At 49.9% G+C, this 20,622-nt stretch carries 21 protein-coding genes; 10 read left to right on the forward strand and 11 right to left on the reverse strand.

The features are described 5' to 3' along the window. Nucleotides 1-20 precede the first annotated feature (20 nt). The 5 genes from dmsD to OGX86_RS07200 form a co-directional block, all read right to left on the reverse strand. Nucleotides 21-635: a Tat proofreading chaperone DmsD gene (gene dmsD, locus OGX86_RS07180; protein ID WP_048214221.1), complete on the reverse strand. Its 615-nt coding sequence runs from the start codon at nt 633-635 to the stop codon at nt 21-23. Between the two features lie 42 nt (nt 636-677). After that, on the reverse strand, nt 678-1,532 hold the full coding sequence (locus tag OGX86_RS07185; RefSeq protein WP_286639675.1) for a dimethyl sulfoxide reductase anchor subunit family protein: 855 nt from the start codon (nt 1,530-1,532) through the stop codon (nt 678-680). A gap of 1 nt (nt 1,533) precedes the next feature. Then, nucleotides 1,534-2,151, reverse strand: coding sequence for a dimethylsulfoxide reductase iron-sulfur subunit DmsB (gene dmsB, locus OGX86_RS07190; RefSeq protein WP_008784727.1), 618 nt, complete (start codon nt 2,149-2,151; stop codon nt 1,534-1,536). Nucleotides 2,152-2,161: 10 nt separating this feature from the next. Next, nucleotides 2,162-4,600: a selenate/tellurate reductase subunit YnfE gene (ynfE, locus tag OGX86_RS07195; protein WP_286639677.1), complete on the reverse strand. Its 2,439-nt coding sequence runs from the start codon at nt 4,598-4,600 to the stop codon at nt 2,162-2,164. 148 nt (nt 4,601-4,748) lie between these two features. Then, on the reverse strand, nt 4,749-5,057 hold the full coding sequence (locus OGX86_RS07200) for a DUF1161 domain-containing protein (protein ID WP_008784729.1): 309 nt from the start codon (nt 5,055-5,057) through the stop codon (nt 4,749-4,751). Nucleotides 5,058-5,159: 102 nt separating this feature from the next. Between OGX86_RS07200 and OGX86_RS07205 the strand changes: the two genes are divergently transcribed. After that, nucleotides 5,160-5,870, forward strand: a complete 711-nt coding sequence (locus OGX86_RS07205) for a YnfC family lipoprotein (protein ID WP_081365290.1) — start codon at nt 5,160-5,162, stop codon at nt 5,868-5,870. A gap of 6 nt (nt 5,871-5,876) precedes the next feature. Here OGX86_RS07205 and speG read toward each other — a convergent pair whose 3' ends face one another. Further along, the gene (gene speG / locus OGX86_RS07210; protein WP_008784731.1) at nt 5,877-6,437 is read right to left on the reverse strand and encodes a spermidine N1-acetyltransferase; all 561 of its coding nucleotides are present in this window, start codon (nt 6,435-6,437) and stop codon (nt 5,877-5,879) included. Between the two features lie 35 nt (nt 6,438-6,472). Then, complete coding sequence (locus OGX86_RS07215) at nt 6,473-6,814, reverse strand: DUF1283 family protein (RefSeq protein ID WP_003032382.1); 342 nt, start codon at nt 6,812-6,814, stop codon at nt 6,473-6,475. Nucleotides 6,815-6,967: 153 nt separating this feature from the next. Between OGX86_RS07215 and OGX86_RS07220 the strand changes: the two genes are divergently transcribed. From OGX86_RS07220 to OGX86_RS07240, 5 genes are all read left to right on the forward strand, one after another. Further along, nucleotides 6,968-7,294 carry a YnfA family protein gene (locus tag OGX86_RS07220; protein WP_286639679.1) on the forward strand — a complete coding sequence of 109 codons (327 nt, stop codon included), beginning with the start codon at nt 6,968-6,970 and terminating at the stop codon, nt 7,292-7,294. A 107-nt stretch (nt 7,295-7,401) separates the two neighbouring features. Continuing rightward, complete coding sequence (gene rspA / locus OGX86_RS07225) at nt 7,402-8,616, forward strand: starvation-sensing protein RspA (RefSeq protein WP_286639681.1); 1,215 nt, start codon at nt 7,402-7,404, stop codon at nt 8,614-8,616. 13 nt (nt 8,617-8,629) lie between these two features. After that, a complete protein-coding gene (locus OGX86_RS07230) occupies nt 8,630-9,649 on the forward strand; it encodes a Zn-dependent oxidoreductase (protein WP_048214216.1) in 1,020 nt (339 codons plus the stop codon). A 53-nt stretch (nt 9,650-9,702) separates the two neighbouring features. Beyond that, nucleotides 9,703-11,082 (forward strand): MFS transporter, encoded by a 1,380-nt coding sequence (locus OGX86_RS07235; RefSeq protein WP_111465661.1) that lies wholly within the window; start codon nt 9,703-9,705, stop codon nt 11,080-11,082. 165 nt (nt 11,083-11,247) lie between these two features. Then, a complete protein-coding gene (locus tag OGX86_RS07240; RefSeq protein ID WP_111465660.1) occupies nt 11,248-12,714 on the forward strand; it encodes a mannitol dehydrogenase family protein in 1,467 nt (488 codons plus the stop codon). 74 nt (nt 12,715-12,788) lie between these two features. Here the strand turns inward: OGX86_RS07240 and ydfZ are convergent, their stop codons facing one another. From ydfZ to ydfG, 3 genes are all read right to left on the reverse strand, one after another. After that, the gene (ydfZ, locus tag OGX86_RS07245) at nt 12,789-12,992 is read right to left on the reverse strand and encodes a putative selenium delivery protein YdfZ (protein ID WP_003032393.1); all 204 of its coding nucleotides are present in this window, start codon (nt 12,990-12,992) and stop codon (nt 12,789-12,791) included. Nucleotides 12,993-13,183: 191 nt separating this feature from the next. Next, nucleotides 13,184-13,870, reverse strand: a complete 687-nt coding sequence (locus OGX86_RS07250; protein ID WP_003032396.1) for a GntR family transcriptional regulator — start codon at nt 13,868-13,870, stop codon at nt 13,184-13,186. Nucleotides 13,871-13,956: 86 nt separating this feature from the next. Next, on the reverse strand, nt 13,957-14,703 hold the full coding sequence (gene ydfG, locus OGX86_RS07255) for a bifunctional NADP-dependent 3-hydroxy acid dehydrogenase/3-hydroxypropionate dehydrogenase YdfG (RefSeq protein WP_048214214.1): 747 nt from the start codon (nt 14,701-14,703) through the stop codon (nt 13,957-13,959). Nucleotides 14,704-14,840: 137 nt separating this feature from the next. Here ydfG and dcp point away from each other — a divergent pair, with 137 nt between their 5' ends. From dcp to OGX86_RS07270, 3 genes are all read left to right on the forward strand, one after another. Beyond that, nucleotides 14,841-16,886 (forward strand): peptidyl-dipeptidase Dcp, encoded by a 2,046-nt coding sequence (dcp, locus tag OGX86_RS07260; RefSeq protein ID WP_048226530.1) that lies wholly within the window; start codon nt 14,841-14,843, stop codon nt 16,884-16,886. Between the two features lie 218 nt (nt 16,887-17,104). Continuing rightward, nucleotides 17,105-17,365, forward strand: a complete 261-nt coding sequence (locus tag OGX86_RS07265) for a hypothetical protein (RefSeq protein ID WP_020996405.1) — start codon at nt 17,105-17,107, stop codon at nt 17,363-17,365. A 155-nt stretch (nt 17,366-17,520) separates the two neighbouring features. Next, nucleotides 17,521-18,447, forward strand: coding sequence for a diguanylate cyclase (locus tag OGX86_RS07270; RefSeq protein WP_286639684.1), 927 nt, complete (start codon nt 17,521-17,523; stop codon nt 18,445-18,447). A 285-nt stretch (nt 18,448-18,732) separates the two neighbouring features. On the opposite strand, the gene mgtS is transcribed toward OGX86_RS07270, so the two are convergent. Further along, nucleotides 18,733-18,828, reverse strand: a complete 96-nt coding sequence (gene mgtS, locus OGX86_RS07275) for a protein MgtS (RefSeq protein ID WP_003032406.1) — start codon at nt 18,826-18,828, stop codon at nt 18,733-18,735. A gap of 486 nt (nt 18,829-19,314) precedes the next feature. Between mgtS and urtA the strand changes: the two genes are divergently transcribed. After that, on the forward strand, nt 19,315-20,586 hold the full coding sequence (gene urtA, locus OGX86_RS07280) for an urea ABC transporter substrate-binding protein (RefSeq protein WP_003832925.1): 1,272 nt from the start codon (nt 19,315-19,317) through the stop codon (nt 20,584-20,586). Nucleotides 20,587-20,622: the final 36 nt, after the last annotated feature.

The raw sequence follows: 20,622 nt of genomic DNA on the forward strand, positions 1-20,622 counted from the left end.
GCATCCTACCTGTGACGAAACTAACGGAACAAAGGCTTATCGGCTACCGGGATCAGTAACTGTGATTGCCACTGTGCCAGCGTCAGACGCGCCAGCTCACCCAGCGCCTGGTAGAACGGATGGTCGGCTTTTTCGATAAACACATTAAGGAAGCGCGATGACCATGGGAACAGATGCCAGGCCAGCAGTTGCTCGCACTCGGTGTGGCGTTCGTTCTCGGCAAGCCAGGCCGTCAGCAACAGCAGCGAACCAAAGTGATCTTCTGGCTCATTTTGCTGCATGGCAAACTGGATGCCGTTGTCCCGCATCCACTGGCGTAATGCCAGCGTGGAGTCGCCAAACAACACGTTTTCACGATCCAGCCAGACGGATCCCCATGGCGGAGAAGGGAGCGCATAAGGCCCAACAAACAGACGTTGCCAGGCCTGCGGGAGAGACTCATCGGCATCAGCCTGAAACTGATCGACTAACGGCGAAAGCGTTGTCTTTTCAAGCGGCCACTGCGACTGCCAGCCTTCGGTTCTTAATGCACTGACCAGTGCCGAAGCTTCCGCACTGTCTGGGGCATAATAAAACAGCGCGCCGAGCACACGCGCTGCGGTAGAAAAGTTGTCTCGTTGTGAAAAATGGGTCATGCAAACAATCCTGAACAGTGCGGGTTGCCCCGCACCCGAAAGTTAACCTGCAACAGCCATTCCGACTGTCATATGTAAACCGTAAAACAATCCGCGGCCAATGATTTCACCGACAAGCACCAGAATTAACCCGAGCGCCAACCCGCCAACGGACGGTCGTTTGCGACGGATCAACGGACATATCCAGCAACCCAGACCCGCAGCCAACAGCAGCACACGCCAGACCTGTAAACTGCCGTAGTCGGGAACCAGCGCGCTGGCGGATTGTACCGAACTGTGGATCTCGCCGAGTGACAGTCCCTGCAGCACAATAACGGCCACCGTAACCAGCAGAGCCAATACGCTGATACCGGCGAATCTGACGACGTTAAAAGAAACACCTGCAGCACGCAGCAGCAGAGCGGCAAATAGCGGTCCACTGAGCAGCATCGTCATGAAAAACGCCAGTGTAGTATAGCCGTTATACCAGGTTGGGACGGTGTCTATCTGGTAGACGTTGGTCATCGCAAAGACAAATACCAGGCCCAGCAACATGCTCAATAGCATCCAGGTTTTACCTACCGCTGCGGGCATTTTACCGAGAAACGCCATCAGCCACCACAGGCCACCGACGGCGAAAAACAGCGAACCGCTGGCGATTTCGTTACTTAGCGCCGATGCGCCAATTCTGTTCAGCGAGTTAAACGCGCGCAGCGGCGAACCTAAATGCATAACCGAGGCGAGAAAGGCGATGCCCATTACCAGCCAGAGAAAAAACATACTGCGAACGATACGTTGTTTTGCCAGCTCGTCTTTAGCTGTCAGCCAGCCGCAACCACTGACGATCAGCGCCCCGGCTACGCACTGGCCCAGCACCGTAAACAGTACCAGCGGCCATTCATGCCATCCATTTCCCATATTACACCTCCTTTGGATTAGCCAGAAAACCCGTGGTATCCCCGGTCGGGCGGCAATTGGCGTTTGGTTTGATCACAATATTTGGTTTGGTGAAGTGCGCACCCGGCAGCGGGGCGACGGCAGCCAGTTCACCATGTTTTTTGCGCAGTTCGTCGATGGGGCCAAAATCCAGCGCACGCAGCGGACAGGACTCGACGCAGATGGGCTTTTTGCCGTCTGCCACGCGATCATGGCAGCCATCACACTTGGTCATATGTCCTTTCGCAGCATTGTACTGTGGCGCACCGTACGGGCAGGCCATATGACAGTAGCGACAGCCAATGCATACGTCTTCATCGACCACCACAAAACCATCCTCACGCTTATGCATCGCACCACTTGGACAAACCTTGGTGCAGGCCGGATCCTCGCAGTGGTTACAGGAGATGGAGAGATAGTAGGCAAAAACGTTCTGGTGCCAGACGCCGTTGTCTTCCTGCCAGTCACCACCTGCATATTCGTAAATCCGCCGGAAACTGACGTCAGGAGTGAGGTCTTTGTAGTCTTTGCAGGCCAGTTCGCAGGTTTTGCACCCGGTGCAACGACTGGAATCAATAAAAAATCCATACTGAGTTGTCATGGGTTAGTCCTTAAACCTTCTCGATCTCGACCAGATTAGTGTGCTGTGGGTTGCCTTTTGCCAGCGGTGAAGGGCGCTGTGTTGTCAGCGTATTGACGCAGGCGCCATGGTCAATTTTGTCGCCGGCCATATCGGCATCGTGCCATGCACCCTGGCCCATTGCGCTGACGCCAGGCAGGATCCGTGGCGTCACTTTGGCCGGAATACGAACTTCCCCGCGGTCGTTAAAGACCCGCACCATATCGCCATTTGCAATACCACGCTTTTGGGCATCGACGGGGTTGATCCACACTTCCTGACGACAGGACGCCTGCAGAACATCGATATTGCCGTAGCTGGAGTGCGTACGGGATTTGTAATGAAAGCCAAACAACTGCAGCGGAAATGCGCTGCGTTTAGGATCGTCCCACCCTTCAAACGTGGAGGCGTAGACGGGAAGTGGACTAATTACTTCATCCTTCTGCAACTCCCAGGTGTTGGCAATTTTCGCCAGCCGGCTGGAGTAAATTTCAATCTTTCCAGACGGTGTTTTGAGTGGATTGGCCTGCGGATCGTCGCGGAATTTTTTATAAGCGACAAAATGCCCGTTAGGATCTTTGCGTTTATAGATCCCCATTTTTTTCAGCTCGTCATAAGAAGGGAGCGCGGGGTCCTTGGCCAGCATTTTTGCATACAGATACTGGAGCCACTGTTCCTGAGTACGGCCTTCCGTAAACCGTTGATAGATATCATTGCCAAGGCGTTTGGCGACTTCGCTCATTATCCAGTAGATCGGTTTGCGTTCGAACTTCGGTGACGTCGCGGGTTGAATAAAAATGAGGTATCCCATGTTGCCCGCATAGTCGTTAGGAATGATGTCTTCCTGTTCGACGGTCATTAGGTCCGGCAGCAGGATATCGGCATATTTCGCTGAGGAGGTCATGAAGTTTTCGATGACCACTATCATTTCGCATTTCGTATCATCCTGAAGGATCTCATGCGTTTTATTGATATCTGAGTGCTGATTAGTAATGGTGTTGCCCGCGTAGTTCCAGATAAATTTAATCGGTACATCGAGCTTATCTTTACCGCGCACGCCATCGCGGGTTGCGGTCATTTCCGGACCCCGGGCGATGGCGTCGGTCCAGCTAAAGCAGGATATCTGGGTCTTGATGGGATTATCCGGCAGCGGCATGCGTTCAATCGTGATGGTGTAGGTTGATTCTCGTGCACCGCTATTGCCGCCGTTGATGCCAACGTTGCCGGTCAGGATTGGCAGCATCGCGATCGCGCGCGAAGTCAGTTCGCCGTTAGCCTGACGTTGTGGACCCCAACCCTGACAAATATACGCCGGTTTTGTACTACCGATTTCCCGTGCCAGTTTAACGATGCGCTCGGCCGGGATCCCTGTGACATGCGAGGCCCATTGGGGCGTTTTAGCGACACCGTCATCGCCATTGCCAAGTATATAGGCCTTGTAATGTCCGTTAGCGGGGGCGTCAGCGGGTAGGGTTTTCTCGTCATAACCGACGCAATATGTGTCGAGGAACGCCTGATCGACCAGATCTTCGTTAATCAGGACCCAGGTGATTCCCGCCACCAGTGCGGCATCGGTTCCCGGACGAATAGGGATCCACTCATCTTCACGACCCGCAGCTGTATCGGTATAACGCGGGTCGATGACGATCATGCGGGCGTTAGAACGCTCCCGGGCCTGCTCAAGGAAGTATGTTATGCCACCGCCGCTCATGCGCGTTTCGGCAGGGTTATTGCCGAACATCACCACCAGCTTCGTGTTTTCAATGTCGGAGGTACTGTTGCCGTCATTTGAGCCGTAGGTGTAAGGCATTGCCGCCGCGATTTGTGCGGTACTGTATGTGCCGTAATGGCTCAGGAATCCGCCATAGCAGTTCATCAATCGAGCGACCAGCGAGGCATAAGGGGAGGAGCGAGTAATATTGCCGCCGACAATGCCAGAGGTGTAGTTGATATACACGGCCTCATTACCGTATTTCTGTACGGTATTTTTTAAACTGGTGCTGATGGTATCCAGCGCTTCCTGCCAGGTTATGCGTTCGAATTTGCCCTCACCGCGTTTGCCCACGCGCTTCATAGGATAATTGAGGCGGTCCGGATGATTGATCCGTCGACGGATTGAGCGTCCACGCAAACAGGCCCGCACCTGGTGCTGACCATAAATATCGTCTCCGGTCGTATCAGACTCCACCCATACGACCTCGTCATCTTTGACGTGGAGTTGCAGGGCACAACGACTGCCGCAGTTCACGGAACAAGCGCCCCAAACCACTTTCTCTTCAGCCGGTTGCATTGCCTGTTGTACCGCAGCAGCTGCGGTGCGCATCCCAAAAGGTAACGATAACCCGCCAGCGGCAAGCGCCAACGAACCTATAGCCGAGGATTTCACTAACATCCTGCGGCTAATGCCTCCATATTGCTCAGTATCAGACATAACTCACTCCATTATAGTTATCGCTATATATTAATCTCTACAGCGAAATTAATAGCATGCTAATAATAGAGTGAGTTTACCCATTTATGAGTATGGCATCTTAATGCATATCAAACTGGAGTAACCCTCCGCGTACGGAGGGTATGATTTATTGCGGTTCGGCGACGTGCCCGTCCTGTGCAGGCGAGCTGTTGGCAGGGGCGTTTCCACTGTTAGTCCGGGTGTAGAGAATTTTGTGCGTATCGTTTGCACAATGTCCTACCACCAGTGAATCAGGTTGATCGGCCTGATCGTTGGGGACAATGTTCAGCGTAAAGCTGGACTCTGCGACGCCATTATTGATGATGCGCTGCTCGATATCGCTTTTCACGCGTTCACATGACGCAGGTGCCGCCAGAACCTGTGGGGATGCAACTGCCAGTAAGATCGCGGCAATTCCTGTTACGTATTTCATCATCAGCTCCTTTATGATCGACATAGACTAAGATTAGCATTTCTGGTGTAAATAACTGTATTTGCTAATATGATTGAGAATTATCTTCTTATCCCGGTGAAAAATGTGAAGAAACAGACCCTGTTAGGTTTCCTGTGTGTCGTGCTGGTTGGGTGTGATAACGCCAAAGGGCTGGTTTCCTTTACGCCGGAAATGGCCAGTTTTTCCAATGAATTTGATTTCGATCCGCTGCGCGGGCCGGTGAAAGATTTCAGTCAGACGCTGCTCAACGACAAAGGTGAGGTCACTAAGCGCGTTGCTGGTACCCTGTCACAGGAAGGGTGTTTCGATACACTTGAACTGCACGATATCGAAAACAATACCGGTATGGCGCTGGTCCTGGATGCTAACTACTATCGGGATGCCGAAACGCTGGAAAAAAAGATCCGCTTACAAGGTAAATGCCAGCTAGCGGAACTGCCTGCTGCCGGTGTGGTGTGGGATACCGACGATAACGGCTTTGTCGTTTCCGCCACGGGGAAAGAGATGAAGGTGCAGTATCGATATGATGCCGAAGGCTACCCGCTGGGCAAAACAACCGTCAGTAAGGACAGCACTTTGCAGGTTGATGCTAAACCGTCGGTTGACCCATTGAAGAAGTTAGATTACACCGCGGTGAGCATGCTCAACAATCATCCGTTAGGCAATGTCAAACAAACGTGCAAATACGATGAATACGCAAATCCGATCAACTGCCAGCTTGTTATCGTTGATGAGAGCGTGAAGCCGGCAGTTGAACATCATTACTCGATTGAAAACACGATCGACTACTACTAGTCGTGTTTACTGAGCGGTAGGCGGCAGCAGATTAGGGCCTGCCGTTTTGTGCTCTGCCAGATACTGCTGCTGGAAGATACACATACGAATCGTGTTGCGGTATTGGCCGTTGATAAAGAACTCATGGATCAGCTCGCCTTCCACCATAAAACCGAGTTTACGGTAGATGTGGATAGCCTTTTCGTTCTCTTTATCGACGATCAGATACAGCTTATAGAGGTTGAGCACGGTAAAGCCATAGTCCATTGCCAGCTTTGCTGCCCGTGAGGCCAGACCCTTCCCCTGATATTCCGGCGAAATAATAATCTGGAATTCGGCCCGGCGGTGTACATGGTTAATTTCAACCAATTCCACCAGCCCGGCTTTTTCACCGTCGCACTCCACCACGAAGCGGCGTTCGCTTTGGTCGTGGATGTGTTTGTCATACAGGTCTGACAGCTCAACAAACGCTTCGTAAGGCTCTTCGAACCAGTAGCGCATTACGCTGGCATTATTATCAAGCTGATGGACGAATCGTAAATCTTCACGCTCCAGCGGGCGCAACTTAACACTGAGGGCGCTAGTCATATCGTATCCTTTCAATATCCTTCAAAGTGCAATGATTATGGGGCAACGGTGCGGCCAGTACGGCGGTCGAGGCAGCGCAGGGTGTTAGGTTCCCAGTACGCATTAATATTAGCGCTCTGCTCGCACTTATCACGGCTATCAAAGGCCGTATCGGCTTTGTCCCACTCTTTCTCTGCACGTTTATTGACTTTCTGGCGAAGCTGACGCGTATCGTTCCATTGTTCCTTTTCCATTGCGGCTTGTTGACGACTTTGCGCACTATCTCCGGATTCAATGACCAGTTTACTGGTTTCAGCAAATGCGGAAGAGGTGTACACAGCCGCAGCCAGCGTCAGCATAGCCGTCAGGCACAGGCGTTTGGTCAGTGTAATTTTCATGGTGAATTCCTTTTATGGGAAAGGGTAAAAACGATAAAACAGGGTTAAATTCTACACTATTCCAGTTTGCGGGCATACCCACCCGGTGGATATGGATACGCTAACGAGATTCTGTCGTATCATGGTTAAACCGAAGGTAACTGAATAACATCAATGCTTAAGACCACATTTCTTTTTTTCATCACCGCGTTATGCGAAATTATTGGCTGCTTTTTACCCTGGCTTTGGCTTAAGCGAGGAGTTACAGCCTGGTTGCTGATACCCGCCGGGGTGTCACTGACTTTATTCGTCTGGTTGCTGACACTGCATCCGGCAGCCAGCGGGCGTGTATACGCAGCCTATGGCGGTGTTTACGTGGTGACCGCGCTGCTATGGCTACGTATTGTCGATGGTGTAAAACTCAGTTTATATGACTGGTCTGGCGCGCTGGTGGCGTTGTGCGGCATGCTGATCATTGTGGCTGGATGGGGGCGCGCATAGCGCCTTTTTTGTGATCAAACAGCGTTTTTTTGATCTTTATACTTGTATGGTAGTAGCTCAGTTGAGTAAATTTCCTGCATCACAAGAACAGATGTAGGGAATAAGAAATGAAGATTGTTGGGGCTGAAGTGTTTGTCACCTGTCCTGGGCGTAATTTTGTAACGTTGAAAATTACGACAGAAGATGGGATCACCGGGCTGGGAGATGCCACGTTAAATGGACGCGAGCTGTCCGTGGCGTCCTATCTGAAAGATCACGTGTGTCCGCAGCTTATTGGTCGCGATGCGCATCGTATTGAGGACATCTGGCAGTTTTTCTACAAAGGTGCGTACTGGCGTCGTGGTCCGGTCACCATGTCGGCGATTTCTGCGGTGGATATGGCTCTCTGGGATATCAAAGCGAAAGCGGCGAATATGCCGTTGTACCAGTTGCTCGGCGGTGCTTCTCGTGAAGGGGTTATGGTCTACTGCCACACCACAGGCCATACCGTTGATGACGTAATCGAAGATTATGCACGTCATAAAGAAATGGGCTTTAAAGCCATTCGTGTGCAGTGCGGCGTACCGGGTATGAAAACCACTTACGGTATGTCTAAGGGCAAAGGACTGGCCTATGAACCCGCCACCAAAGGGCAATGGCCGGAAGAACAGTTGTGGTCAACGGAGAAATACCTGGATTTCACGCCAAAACTGTTTGCCGCCGTGCGTGACAAGTTTGGTTTCAACGAACATCTTTTACACGATATGCACCACCGTCTGACGCCAATTGAAGCAGCCCGTTTTGGCAAAAGCATTGAACAGTACCGTTTGTTCTGGATGGAAGATCCAACACCAGCTGAAAACCAGGAGTGCTTCCGCCTGATCCGCCAGCATACCGTCACGCCGATTGCGGTAGGGGAAGTGTTCAACAGCATCTGGGACTGTAAACAGCTTATTGAAGAACAACTGATCGACTATATCCGCACCACCATCACCCATGCGGGTGGTATCACCGGTATGCGCCGGATTGCTGATTTCGCGTCGCTGTATCAGGTTCGTACCGGTTCACATGGACCTTCCGATCTGTCGCCTGTGTGCATGGCCGCCGCGCTGCATTTTGATCTGTGGGTGCCGAACTTCGGCGTACAGGAATATATGGGCTATTCCGAGCAAATGCTGGAAGTGTTCCCACATAACTGGACCTTTGATAACGGCTATATGCATCCAGGAGACAAACCTGGTCTTGGGATCGAGTTTGACGAAAAACTGGCGGCGAAATATCCGTATGACCCTGCATATCTGCCCGTTGCTCGCCTGGAAGATGGCACGCTGTGGAACTGGTAAGGAGTGATTTGCTATGAAAAGTATCGTGATTGAAAAACCGAATACGCTGGTTATCGCCGAACGACCGGTGCCAGAACCCTTAGCAGGTGAGGTGAGGGTAAAAGTGAAACTTGCGGGGATTTGTGGTTCCGACAGTCATATTTATCGCGGTCATAATCCATTTGCACAATACCCGCGCGTGATTGGCCATGAGTTTTATGGCGTGATCGAGGCGGTAGGTGACGGTGTTGACCATTCGAGAATAGGTGAACGGGTGTCCGTTGATCCGGTCATCAGCTGCGGACATTGTTATCCCTGTTCAATTGGTAAACCTAACGTTTGTACATCGCTGGTGGTGCTGGGCGTGCATCGCGATGGCGGTTTCAGCGAGTACGCTGTTGTGCCAGCGAAAAATGCCTGGACGATCCCCGATACAGTGCCTGATGAGCATGCCGTTATGGTGGAACCTTTCACTATCGCCGCAAACGTGACCGGGCAAATTAAACCAACAGAAAACGATATTGCGCTAATTTATGGCGCAGGGCCTATGGGATTGACCACTGTACAGGCGCTTAAGCGTGTCTATAAGGTCAAAACTGTAGTGATTGCTGACAGAATCGATGAGCGCCTGGCCATGGCGAAGCAGTGCGGTGCAGACTGGGCAATCAATAATAGTCAGCACTCGTTGCAAGAGTTCCTTGCGGAAAACGGACTAAAACCGACCATTATCGTGGATGCAGCTTGCCATCCATCCATTTTACAGGAGGCAATCACGCTGGCATCGCCGGCCGCGCGAATTGTTCTGATGGGCTTCTCCAGCGATCCTTGTCAGATTATTCAACAAGGCATTACCGGGAAAGAACTGTCCATTTATTCCTCAAGATTAAATGCGAACAAATTCCCGATTGTGATTGATTGGTTGGTCAACGGACTTATCGATCCTAATCAACTTATTACTCACACTTTTGACTATCACCACGTTACCGACGCAATTGAATTGTTTGAGAAAGATCAGCAGCACTGCTGCAAAGTCTTACTTACATTCAGTGAATAATATAAATAACTGCGAGTAAGTGGTACGCATCTTACCTCTTAGAGATAGCCAATATGAATCAAGAAAAACACGAAAGATCCACGAAAGATCTGGTTAGAGCTGCCGTATCCGGATGGTTGGGTACTGCGCTCGAATTTATGGATTTTCAGTTATATTCTTTGGGTGCCGCACTGGTATTCCATGAAATATTTTTCCCGGAACAGTCAGCCGCCATGGCGCTTATTTTAGCGATGGGTACATACGGTGCAGGATATATTGCTCGTATTGTTGGGGCATTTATATTTGGCAAAATGGGAGACAGCATCGGCCGTAAAAAAGTACTGTTTATTACCATTACGATGATGGGAATTTGTACGACCTTAATTGGCGTGCTGCCAACATATGCACAAATTGGTATCTTTGCGCCTGTGCTGCTGGTGACGCTGCGTATCGTGCAAGGGCTTGGTGCGGGGGCTGAAATTTCGGGTGCGGGCACGATGCTTGCCGAGTACGCGCCAAAAGGTAAACGTGGCATTATTTCCTCACTTGTTGCCATGGGGACCAACTGTGGAACCCTTAGCGCAACGGCCATCTGGGCGGTGATGTTCTTTGCGCTCGACCGTGAGGAGTTATTAGCCTGGGGTTGGCGCATTCCGTTCCTGGCGAGTGTCGTGGTGATGATTTTTGCCATCTGGTTGCGTATGAATCTCAAAGAAAGCCCGGTATTTGAGAAAGTGAATGATGAAGAAAACGCTCCGGCATTAAATAATTCGTCAGAAAATACGCTGGGGGCGATGTTTACCAGTAAATCTTTCTGGCTGGCAACCGGCCTACGTTTTGGACAGGCGGGTAATTCAGGATTAATCCAAACCTTCCTTGCCGGTTATTTAGTGCAGACGCTGTTATTTGATAAATCTATACCCACTGATGCCTTAATGATCAGTTCGGTGTTGGGCTTTATTACAATACCGTTGCTTGGCTGGTTGTCTGATAAGTTTGGTCGTCGTTTGCCTTATATTATCCTGAATATCTCGGCAATTATTTTGGCTTACCCGATGCTGTCAATTGTAGTGGATAAAACGTATAGCCCGGGTGTCATCATGACGGCACTGATTGTTATTCATAATTTTGCTGTATTGGGGTTATTTGCTCTCGAAAATATTACCATGGCGGAAATGTTCGGTGCGCGTAACCGGTTTACGCGAATGGCGATTTCAAAAGAAGCGGGCGGGTTGGTTGCTGTTGGTTTTGGTCCGGTTCTGGCGGGTATTTTCTGCAACATGACTAATTCCTGGTGGCCAATTCTGGTGATGGTCATCGCTTACTCACTGATTGGTTTGATTTCCGCGTTGCTGATGCCAGAAGTGAAAGATCGCGACCTGAGCGTACTTGAGGATGCTGCCGAGGTGAATAAAGCCGCGAAGGTTCGTTGCTCGGTGACTCAGACAAGCTGATACCAGACAGTAGCATGGGCGGATGTACTCGTACGCTGCCCATGCTATTACACAGCTTTACATGATGTCATACCAATCCAAAAAAGCTTAATGCAAATCAAAACATACAACCATACAGGCGTTACTCTGGAACAGTCCTGATTTCATTTATAAGTAGGCCATACCATGCAAAACAAGCTTTTAGCGGCAAAGGCTGCACTTCCTGACTACGATCGTACAAAACTGGTTCCGCGTATTGTTCATCTGGGGTTTGGCGCGTTTCACCGCGCACATCAGGGTGTTTACGCTGACATTCTGGCCGCCGATCACGGCAGTGACTGGGGCTACTGCGAAGTGAACCTGATTGGCGGCGAGCAGCAGATTTTCGATCTGAAACAGCAAGATAATCTGTATACCGTTGCAGAGATGTCTGCTGATGCCTGGACTGCGAGAGTCGTGGGCGTGGTGAAAAATGCATTGCATGCGCAGGTTGATGGTCTGGAAAGCGTACTGGCAGCGATGTGTGAACCGCAGGTCGCGATCGTTTCCCTGACCATCACCGAGAAAGGATACTGCCATTCTCCGGCGACCGGCCAACTGATGTTAGACAACCCAATGATTGCAGCCGATCTGCAAAACCCCAAACAGCCTAAAACTGCGCCGGGCGTGGTGGTTGAAGCTCTGGCGCGTCGCAAAGCTGCGGGTTTAGCCGCCTTTACCGTGATGTCCTGCGATAACATGCCAGAAAACGGTCATGTGATGCGCAATGTTGTCACTGCATATGCCCGAGCGGTGGATATGGAACTGGCCGCGTGGATCGAACAACATGTGACCTTCCCATCAACAATGGTTGACCGCATTGTCCCAGCGGTTACGCAGGAGACACTAGACAAAATTGAACATATCACCGGTGTACGCGACCCGGCAGGCGTGGCATGCGAACCGTTCCGCCAGTGGGTAATTGAAGATAACTTTGTTGCCGGCCGTCCTGAATGGGAAAAGGCCGGGGCGGAACTGGTGGCTGATGTCATTCCGTTTGAAGAGATGAAACTGCGTATGCTCAACGGCAGCCACTCTTTCCTTGCGTATCTTGGGTATCTGGCGGGATATCAACACATTAACGATTGCATGGGCGATGAAAACTATCGTCTTGCTGCACGTGCGCTGATGTTGCAGGAACAAGCACCTACGCTGAAAGTAAAAGGTGTTGACCTACAGCGTTACGCCGATCTGTTAATTGAACGCTACAGCAATCCGGCGCTGCGTCATCGTACCTGGCAGATCGCCATGGACGGTAGCCAAAAACTGCCGCAGCGTATGCTTGATTCCATTCGTTGGCACATTGTGCACGGTAGTGACTTTGCGCTGCTGGCACTGGGTGTCGCTGGTTGGATGCGTTACGTCGGTGGTGTGGATGAACAGGGCCAGGCGATTGAAATTAGCGATCCACTGTTGCCGGTGATCCAGAATGCAGTGCGTAGCAGTAACGAGGGCGAAGAGCGCGTTCAGGCGCTGCTGGCAATCGATGCTATTTTTGGTCACGAACTGCCACAGGTTGAACTGTTCAACCGTCAGGTCACACAAGCGTATCTTACTTTACTGGCTGAAGGGGCGAAGGCGACGGTTGCGAAGTATGCAGCAAAACTGAAATAACGAAGATTATGCTCTATGTCGCCATCTGGCTTGCAACGGCCAGATGGCGCTGTGTTTTCTGGCATTCACACCAATTAGTTCATGCCTAAACGAATCAGCTCGAGGGGGGCGTATTTGCCTTCACATCCTTCGATTTCCACTGTTTTCCCGCGGCGAATCTGCTCAGCGGTCAGGCCATCGGTATCTATCGCTGTAATGCGGCCTGTGAGTCCGGTGTCGCTGATCATGACGCGGCTGCCAGTGGTGATTGCGTTACGGTTACGATCGTATGTTTTCATGGTGTTTTCTCCTCTCCAACTTACCGTCAAAGCCCGTGGGCTTTTAGTCCCACGTAACGGGCGCAATATAAATACGCTTCTCGTTAATGATTTTTTTTGTTTTCGATCAAAATCACAGCTTTTTTTATGCAGTTATGCAGGAGAGGGGAAAACGCAGGAGAAACTCACCCCGGAGTGAGGTGAGCGTAGTATTAATCTTCGCTGAACCAGTCGCTATTTTCCTGACGAATAAGCTGAACGGACTCACCAATTTCCTGAAGATGGAGCATCATTGCGCGCTCGACCGCATCGCCATCATGCTTCTCAAGGGCGGCAAAGATATCGTGATGCTGGCGTAGCAGCATTTCAGGAGGGGAAATATGATCCAGGCTCATATAACGAACGCGGTCAATTGTAGCCTTTATATTCTCAACGGTATCCCAGGCGAGTTGGCACTCGGCGATTAAAGCCAGTTTCTGATGAAACTCATCATCAAGCTGGAAGAAATCATTAATCTGTTTTCGGTCAATTGCGATGCGCTGCTGATGCAAATTCTGTTCAAGCTGATAGCACTGTTGATCGTTGATCAGCGATGCGGCACGGCGTACCACGGCACATTCAATTGCCTGGCGAACAAAACAGCCGTTTTGCACCTGCGACAGCGAAATTTTATTCACGTAGCTGCCACGCTGTGGGCGGATCTGAATCAGACCGTTCTCGGCCAGTTTGATGAATGCTTCTCGTACCGGCTGGCGTGACACATTAAAACGTACGGAAACCTCTTTCTCCGACAGCGGTGTACCGGGTGCAATCAGACAATGCACGATATCACGGCGAAGAATACGGTAAATCTGTTGATTTACTGGCTGTGTAGGGTTGAGCTGCGTTTCTACGGTCATTCATTCTTACTTTTTAGAGAGTTAACCCGGATATTTTATCACTTCTTTCAGGCTATCTATACCCGGCGCAAGGCCGGGCAGAGAAATTAGCTCCGGTGGATACTCAGCCCGGCAAAAGACTGTGTGACAGGCATCATTTCAAGGGTGTTGATATTGACATGAGCCGGTAAAGAAGCCACCCACCATACCGCTTCTGTAACATCTTGCGGAGTCAGCGCCGTGGTATTTTCGTAGGCTTTTTCAGCTTTGGCGTCATCACCTTTAAAACGGACATTTGAGAACTCCGTACCGCCAACCAGACCCGGCTCGATGTCGGTAACGCGAATTGCAGTGCCGTGTAAATCAGTACGTAAATTCAAGCTAAACTGGCGAACAAACGCTTTGGTCGCACCGTAGACGTTACCGCCAGCGTATGGCCAACTGCCCGCGGTAGAACCGATATTGATAATATGACCGCGGTTGCGTTCAACCATGCCTGGCAGAACGGCACGGGTCATATAAACCAGCCCTTTGTTGTTGGTGTCGATCATATTCTCCCAGTCTTCAATGCTGGCCTTGTGAGCAGGTTCAAGGCCCAGCGCCAGACCCGCGTTGTTGACCAGAACATCAATACTGCGCCATTCAGCAGGAAGGGCGTCCAGCATCTCTTCAATCGATGCACGATTACGTACGTCCAGCTGCGCGGTATAGAGGCGGTCACCCAATTCCTCTTTCAGTTCCTGCAGGCGCTCCTGGCGGCGTCCGGTGGCAATAACTTTATGCCCATTCTCAATAAAACGACGCGTAATACACTCACCAAAACCTGCGGTTGCTCCGGTTACTAAAACGATCATCTCACTGTTCCTCAACGCTTTTTATGTAGTACTACCATAGCACGTCATTTCCGTTCAGAGCTATTCCTGCGTAACGCGATTGCGGTTGATTCCTGGGAAGTCTACTCTGGTAAACAAATCGTTTTCAGGAGTGAAAGATGTCGTTAACGAATCCTTTTTTACGTCACAGCACGTTGCCGTACCAGGCACCGCAGTTTGATCAGATAGAGGTGCAGCACTATCGCCCAGCGTTCGATGAAGGCGTGCGGCAAAAACGTGCAGAGATCGAGGCGATTGTGCAAAACCCGCAGGCCCCTGATTTTGCCAATACGTTGCTGGCGCTTGAACAAAGCGGCACGCTGCTCACACGTGTAACCAGCATTTTCTTCGCGATGACGGCGGCACACACCAACGATGAACTACAGCGCCTTGACGAAGAGTTTTCCGCAGAACTGGCGAGCCTTGCCAATGATATTTATCTCAATGGCGCGCTTTTTTCGCGCGTTGAAGCGGTCTGGCAACAGCGAGGTTCGCTGGGGCTGGATAACGAATCATTACGCTTGCTGGAAGTCATCCACCAGCGTTTTGTATTAGCCGGCGCGCGTCTGAATGAGGTCGATAAAGCGAACCTTAAAGCGCTCAATACAGAGTCCGCCACGTTGACCAGCCAGTTTAATCAACGGCTGCTGGCGGCGAACAAGTCCGGTGCTCTGGTGGTGGATGATGCACGTTACCTGGACGGACTTAGCGCAGAGGAAATTGCTGTTGCCGCCGAAGCTGCAAAGGAGAAAGGGCTTGCAGCGCGTTGGGTTATCCCGCTATTGAACACGACTCAGCAACCGGCGCTTGCGGCGTTACGCGATCGCCAGACCCGTGAGAATCTGTTCAACCGCGCATGGACGAGAGCAGAAAACAATGACGCTAACGATACTCGGGCGATTATTCAGCGACTGGTCGAGATCCGGATGCAGCAGGCGAAACTACTCGGTTTTGCCAATTACGCTGCATGGAAAATTGCCGATCAGATGGCAAAAACACCAGAAGTGGCACTGAATTTCATGCGGGCTATTGTTCCCGCTGCGCGAGCCAGGGCATTGGATGAACAGGCCGAAATCCAGAATGTTATCAATCACGAACAGGGGAAATTTAACGTCGAGGCCTGGGACTGGGCATTTTATGCCGAGCAGGTTCGTCGTGAGAAATATGCTCTTGATGAGGCGCAGCTCAAACCTTACTTTGCCCTTGATACGGTGCTGAACGAGGGCGTTTTCTGGACAGCTAATCAACTCTTTGGCATAAAATTTATAGAACGGTTCGACATTCCTGTTTATCACCCGGATGTTCGGGTATGGGAAATATTCGATCACGATGGCGTAGGGCTGGCGTTATTTTACGGCGATTTCTTTGCCCGGGAATCGAAAAGCGGTGGTGCCTGGATGGGCAATTTTGTTGAGCAATCGCAACTCAATGAAACCCGGCCGGTTATTTACAACGTGTGTAATTATCAAAAACCGGCAAAGGGTCAGCCTGCATTGTTATTGTGGGATGATGTTATTACGTTATTTCATGAGTTTGGGCACACGTTGCACGGCCTGTTCGCCACTCAGCGTTATGCCACGCTTTCAGGGACCAACACTCCGCGTGATTTTGTTGAGTTTCCTTCGCAGATCAACGAACACTGGGCGAGTCATCCGCAGGTCTTTGCTCATTTTGCTCGTCATGTTGATACCGGGGAGCAAATGCCGCAGGCGTTGCGGGATAAGATGCAGCGGGCCAGCCTGTTCAACAAAGGTTACGACATGACCGAACTGCTCAGTGCCGCATTGCTGGATATGCGTTGGCACAGTCTGGAAAAGAGCGCGTTATCTCTTTCGGTCGATCAATTTGAACAGCAGGCGCTGGCGGCTGAAGGTTTGGATCTCAAGGCCGTGCCGCCTCGTTATCGCAGCAGCTATTTTGCCCATATCTTCGGCGGCGGCTATGCCGCAGGGTATTATGCCTATTTGTGGACGCAAATGCTGGCCGATGACGGCTATCAGTGGTTTGTAGAGCAGGGCGGATTAACTCGTGAAAACGGGCAAAAGTTCCGTGAAGATATTTTGTCCCGCGGTAACAGTACTGATTTAACTGAACTTTACCGCCAGTGGAGTGGGCGCGATCCCCGAATGGAGCCGATGCTGGAGCATCGAGGTTTGAGCGTCTAAGAGATTATTAGCCAGAATATTGAGCCGGGCGTGATGCCCGGTTTTTTATTATTTTAAAAGATGGCAATTTTTATGGTTTTATATGAAAGCTGACAATAATAGTTATCAACAAATGATGATGAAATATATTCAGGAATGCTGGTTTAATAATGATGATGCCTTTGAATGTTTGATAAGATTAGCGTTCATGTACGGGCAGGTTTCTCAGGTAATTGTTAATGAAAATAGGGGTTCTAATAGCTGTGCTTGTTATGTCCGGATGTGCAGATAGTACAATTGTGCAATCCAGTGTCACTCCGTTTACGCCACATGTTTCACGCTCAAATGCTGAAATCATCGCACGGTATAAAGAAGCGCGTGAATCCGGGTTTTCCCATGGTTCTGCGTATCAATATGCCAGAGGCGACAAAACCTACACATCCGATCAATTAGAGGTGATTGGGCTTAATGAAATGCTGAATGAACCGTTATTGGTTTGACCGCTTTAGTGACAACGCTATGCCACAACAGATGGTATAGCGTAATATCCTGTTAATTATGATTTATTAATTACTATTAAAAAATTTACATAAATTTTCTTTTTTATCGTTAAGATAATTCCATCAGAAACGCTCGAACAGGGAGGGAGAACGTGATGATGAGAAATACGAAGGAAATAGATGCAATTTTGATTGAGTTGAACAAGTCCATTGATGCCCACTACAAATGGTTAGTGACAATGTTCCGCTGCGTGGTGTCTTCAGATGTTACACAGCCGGATATTATGGGTGAAAACTCGCATTTTGTTTGTCGATTTGGACAGTGGCTTAATAATCAATCACGGTACAATGAGGATGATTGTAGTTACGTAAGCAAGATAATCGCCACCCACGAAAAGATGCATTTATCAGGCAAGAAATTGCTAATGGCTATCGTGGAGAATCGTAGCCATTCATGGCATTTCGACAGCTTCCAGGATGCGCTGCTGGCATTTACCTCATCTGTAATGGACTACAAAATATATTTATTGAGTATCCGCAGTAATATCGACGCATTAACAGGTTTACCTGGCAGAAGAATGCTCGATGAGTCTTTTGATCGGCAGTTGCTCGACGCCGAACCGCTTAATCTTTATATATTTTTGTTAGATATCGATCGTTTTAAATACGTTAACGATACCTACGGCCATTTGGTGGGTGACGTGGTATTGCGGGCTCTGGCATCAAATTTATTGTCATGGACGCGATATGATGAGGCGGCGTACCGTTACGGTGGAGAAGAGTTCATTATCATCATCAGAACAAAAACGAACGAGCAGGCATGCCAGGCGGGTTTGCGACTTTGTCGTCTGATTGGTCAGAAAAAAATTCCCTACGCTGAGGGAGAGATCGGTATCACGGTGACGGCAGGCATAACCCGGGTTCAACAGGGTGAAACGCTGGATACCGTGCTTGGTCGGGCCGACAGGGCGATGTATCAGGGGAAACAGACCGGCAGGAATCGCTGCATGTTTATGGATGAAAATGAGCAAATTGCGTTGGTGGACACCAATGACGGAACCTCGTATCCCCTCAGTGCGTGAGTTTTCGAAAAACGCTTTGAGGTAGTTGCGTTTCGTTTAACTTTCATTGGGGTTGTCGATGATAGGTTAGCTGACTATCCGTTATCTTCGCAGGGAATTGCCAGATAGCGTATAAAAGCAAAACACAAATCTATCCATGCAAGCATTTACCGCTGGTTTATCCGGCGGTTTTTTTTATCTGTAAATCAGGAAAAAGGCACAGCGAGTGCGATTCAGGTAAAAAAAATGGCCCCTTGTGCAGCTACGCAACAAGGGGCCGGGTCGGTGCAGGACTATCTCCGTTCATCAATCATCCCATCTGTGGCTAAAATACGCGGCCAGGAAACCGGAAAATAAAATAATTCCCAGAACAGCCATAAAAATATTCATATTACCCAGCATAGTAAATGCTCCTTTATCTGTGAGTTTCCTCTCTTACCTTAAGTTCACCTCGCTTATGACTATAGTAGCAATTCAATCTTAAACAAAGGCTGAACTGTGTGATTATTTCGACTGAAAAGTAAATTTTTGACATGATCACGTCGAATAAAATAAATAATAGTGACGAGACACATTTATCTGCGCACAAACAACCCTGTTTTTAAACCCTGAGACGCTGTTATGACGGTGTGCTGCTGATACAGATTGTTGCACGTTTATAATGCAGAGTTGTCTCATGGTGGTTCAATTTTTCGTTTGATTAATCCTTTGGGCGGGGAAATGTAATACTGATTTATGTGCGTCAGATGCTAATTTATTGATTTTATATGAGGTTTTAATATCTGGCATCGTTTTTGCCTTATCACTTCTGAACACCCTTAATTTGCACCGTTTTGTCTGCCCGGCTGCACCGGAGCTTTCAGCAAGTCTAATTTCAGGAGTGAAACTATGCAGCGTCGTACATTTTTAAAAGCTTTTGCACTTTCTGCCTCTGTTGTCGCAATGGGCGTGAGTTTTAGCGTTCAGGCAGCCGACACCATTAAGGTTGGCATCATGCATTCGTTATCCGGCACGATGGCCATATCCGAAACGCCGCTAAAAGATGTGGCCTTGATGACCATCGATGAAATAAATGCTCAGGGCGGTGTGTTGGGTAAAAAGCTGGAACCGGTGGTGGTTGACCCGGCCTCGAACTGGCCGTTATTTGCTGAAAAAGCAAGACAACTGCTGAGTCAGGACAAGGTGGCGGCAGTTTTCGGCTGCTGGACATCGGTGTCGCGTAAATCGGTTCTACCGGTATTTGAAGAGTTAAACGGTCTGCTGTTTTACCCGGTGCAATATGAAGGTGAGGAGATGTCGCCTAACGTCTTCTATACCGGCGCAGCTCCCAATCAGCAGGCGATCCCTGCGGTTGAGTATCTGATGAGTGAGGACGGCGGTAGCGCGAAACGCTTCTTCCTGCTGGGCACGGATTATGTTTATCCGCGCACGACCAACAAAATTTTACGCGCCTTTTTGCACTCAAAAGGGGTCGCCGATAAAGACATCGAAGAGGTGTACACTCCATTCGGACACAGCGATTACCAGACCATTGTCGCCAGTATTAAAAAATTCGCCGCAGGGGGAAAAACGGCGGTGGTATCAACCATCAATGGGGATTCTAACGTACCGTTCTATAAAGAGTTAGCGAATCAGGGGCTGAAAGCCACCGATGTACCGGTGGTGGCTTTTTCCGTGGGTGAGGAGGAGCTACGCGGTATTGATACCAAACCGCTGGTGGGCAACCTTGCCGCCTGGAACTACTTTGAGTCCGTCGATAATGCGGCCAACAAAAAGTTTGTCGCTGATTACCGGGCGTATGCCAAAGCGCACAAATTACCGAATGCTGATTCGGTGGTGACGAACGACCCAATGGAAGCCACATATGTTGGCCTGCATATGTGGGCGCAGGCGGTAGAAAAAGCCGGAACTACCGATGTGGATAAAGTTCGTGCTGCTATGGCCGGGCAATCCTTCGCTGCGCCATCAGGTTTTACCCTGACCATGGATGCGACCAACCATCACCTGCATAAACCCGTCATGATTGGCGAGATTGAAGGCAACGGCCAGTTTAACGTGGTGTGGCAAACCGACGAGCCAGTCCGCGCCCAGCCGTGGAGTCCGTACATCGCTGGTAATGATAAAAAATCTGAACAGCCTGTGAAAACCGCCAGCAACTGATCTAACGCCCTCCTGCGGGAGGGTAATGCTTTGGAG

This window comes from Citrobacter sp. Cpo040 (assembly GCF_030332915.1).
GTDB lineage: Bacteria > Pseudomonadota > Gammaproteobacteria > Enterobacterales > Enterobacteriaceae > Citrobacter > Citrobacter portucalensis.

What these genes read in the sequence shown, in the direction of transcription:
- dmsD (WP_048214221.1), bottom strand. Translation starts at nt 635, where the DNA reads ATGACCCATTTTTCACAACGAGACAACTTTTCTACCGCAGCGCGTGTG.
- OGX86_RS07185 (WP_286639675.1), bottom strand. Translation starts at nt 1,532, where the DNA reads ATGGGAAATGGATGGCATGAATGGCCGCTGGTACTGTTTACGGTGCTG.
- dmsB (WP_008784727.1), bottom strand. Translation starts at nt 2,151, where the DNA reads ATGACAACTCAGTATGGATTTTTTATTGATTCCAGTCGTTGCACCGGG.
- ynfE (WP_286639677.1), bottom strand. Translation starts at nt 4,600, where the DNA reads ATGTCTGATACTGAGCAATATGGAGGCATTAGCCGCAGGATGTTAGTG.
- OGX86_RS07200 (WP_008784729.1), bottom strand. Translation starts at nt 5,057, where the DNA reads ATGATGAAATACGTAACAGGAATTGCCGCGATCTTACTGGCAGTTGCA.
- speG (WP_008784731.1), bottom strand. Translation starts at nt 6,437, where the DNA reads ATGACTAGCGCCCTCAGTGTTAAGTTGCGCCCGCTGGAGCGTGAAGAT.
- OGX86_RS07215 (WP_003032382.1), bottom strand. Translation starts at nt 6,814, where the DNA reads ATGAAAATTACACTGACCAAACGCCTGTGCCTGACGGCTATGCTGACG.
- OGX86_RS07220 (WP_286639679.1), top strand. Translation starts at nt 6,968, where the DNA reads ATGCTTAAGACCACATTTCTTTTTTTCATCACCGCGTTATGCGAAATT.
- rspA (WP_286639681.1), top strand. Translation starts at nt 7,402, where the DNA reads ATGAAGATTGTTGGGGCTGAAGTGTTTGTCACCTGTCCTGGGCGTAAT.
- OGX86_RS07230 (WP_048214216.1), top strand. Translation starts at nt 8,630, where the DNA reads ATGAAAAGTATCGTGATTGAAAAACCGAATACGCTGGTTATCGCCGAA.
- OGX86_RS07235 (WP_111465661.1), top strand. Translation starts at nt 9,703, where the DNA reads ATGAATCAAGAAAAACACGAAAGATCCACGAAAGATCTGGTTAGAGCT.
- OGX86_RS07240 (WP_111465660.1), top strand. Translation starts at nt 11,248, where the DNA reads ATGCAAAACAAGCTTTTAGCGGCAAAGGCTGCACTTCCTGACTACGAT.
- ydfZ (WP_003032393.1), bottom strand. Translation starts at nt 12,992, where the DNA reads ATGAAAACATACGATCGTAACCGTAACGCAATCACCACTGGCAGCCGC.
- OGX86_RS07250 (WP_003032396.1), bottom strand. Translation starts at nt 13,870, where the DNA reads ATGACCGTAGAAACGCAGCTCAACCCTACACAGCCAGTAAATCAACAG.
- ydfG (WP_048214214.1), bottom strand. Translation starts at nt 14,703, where the DNA reads ATGATCGTTTTAGTAACCGGAGCAACCGCAGGTTTTGGTGAGTGTATT.
- dcp (WP_048226530.1), top strand. Translation starts at nt 14,841, where the DNA reads ATGTCGTTAACGAATCCTTTTTTACGTCACAGCACGTTGCCGTACCAG.
- OGX86_RS07265 (WP_020996405.1), top strand. Translation starts at nt 17,105, where the DNA reads ATGAAAATAGGGGTTCTAATAGCTGTGCTTGTTATGTCCGGATGTGCA.
- OGX86_RS07270 (WP_286639684.1), top strand. Translation starts at nt 17,521, where the DNA reads ATGATGAGAAATACGAAGGAAATAGATGCAATTTTGATTGAGTTGAAC.
- mgtS (WP_003032406.1), bottom strand. Translation starts at nt 18,828, where the DNA reads ATGCTGGGTAATATGAATATTTTTATGGCTGTTCTGGGAATTATTTTA.
- urtA (WP_003832925.1), top strand. Translation starts at nt 19,315, where the DNA reads ATGCAGCGTCGTACATTTTTAAAAGCTTTTGCACTTTCTGCCTCTGTT.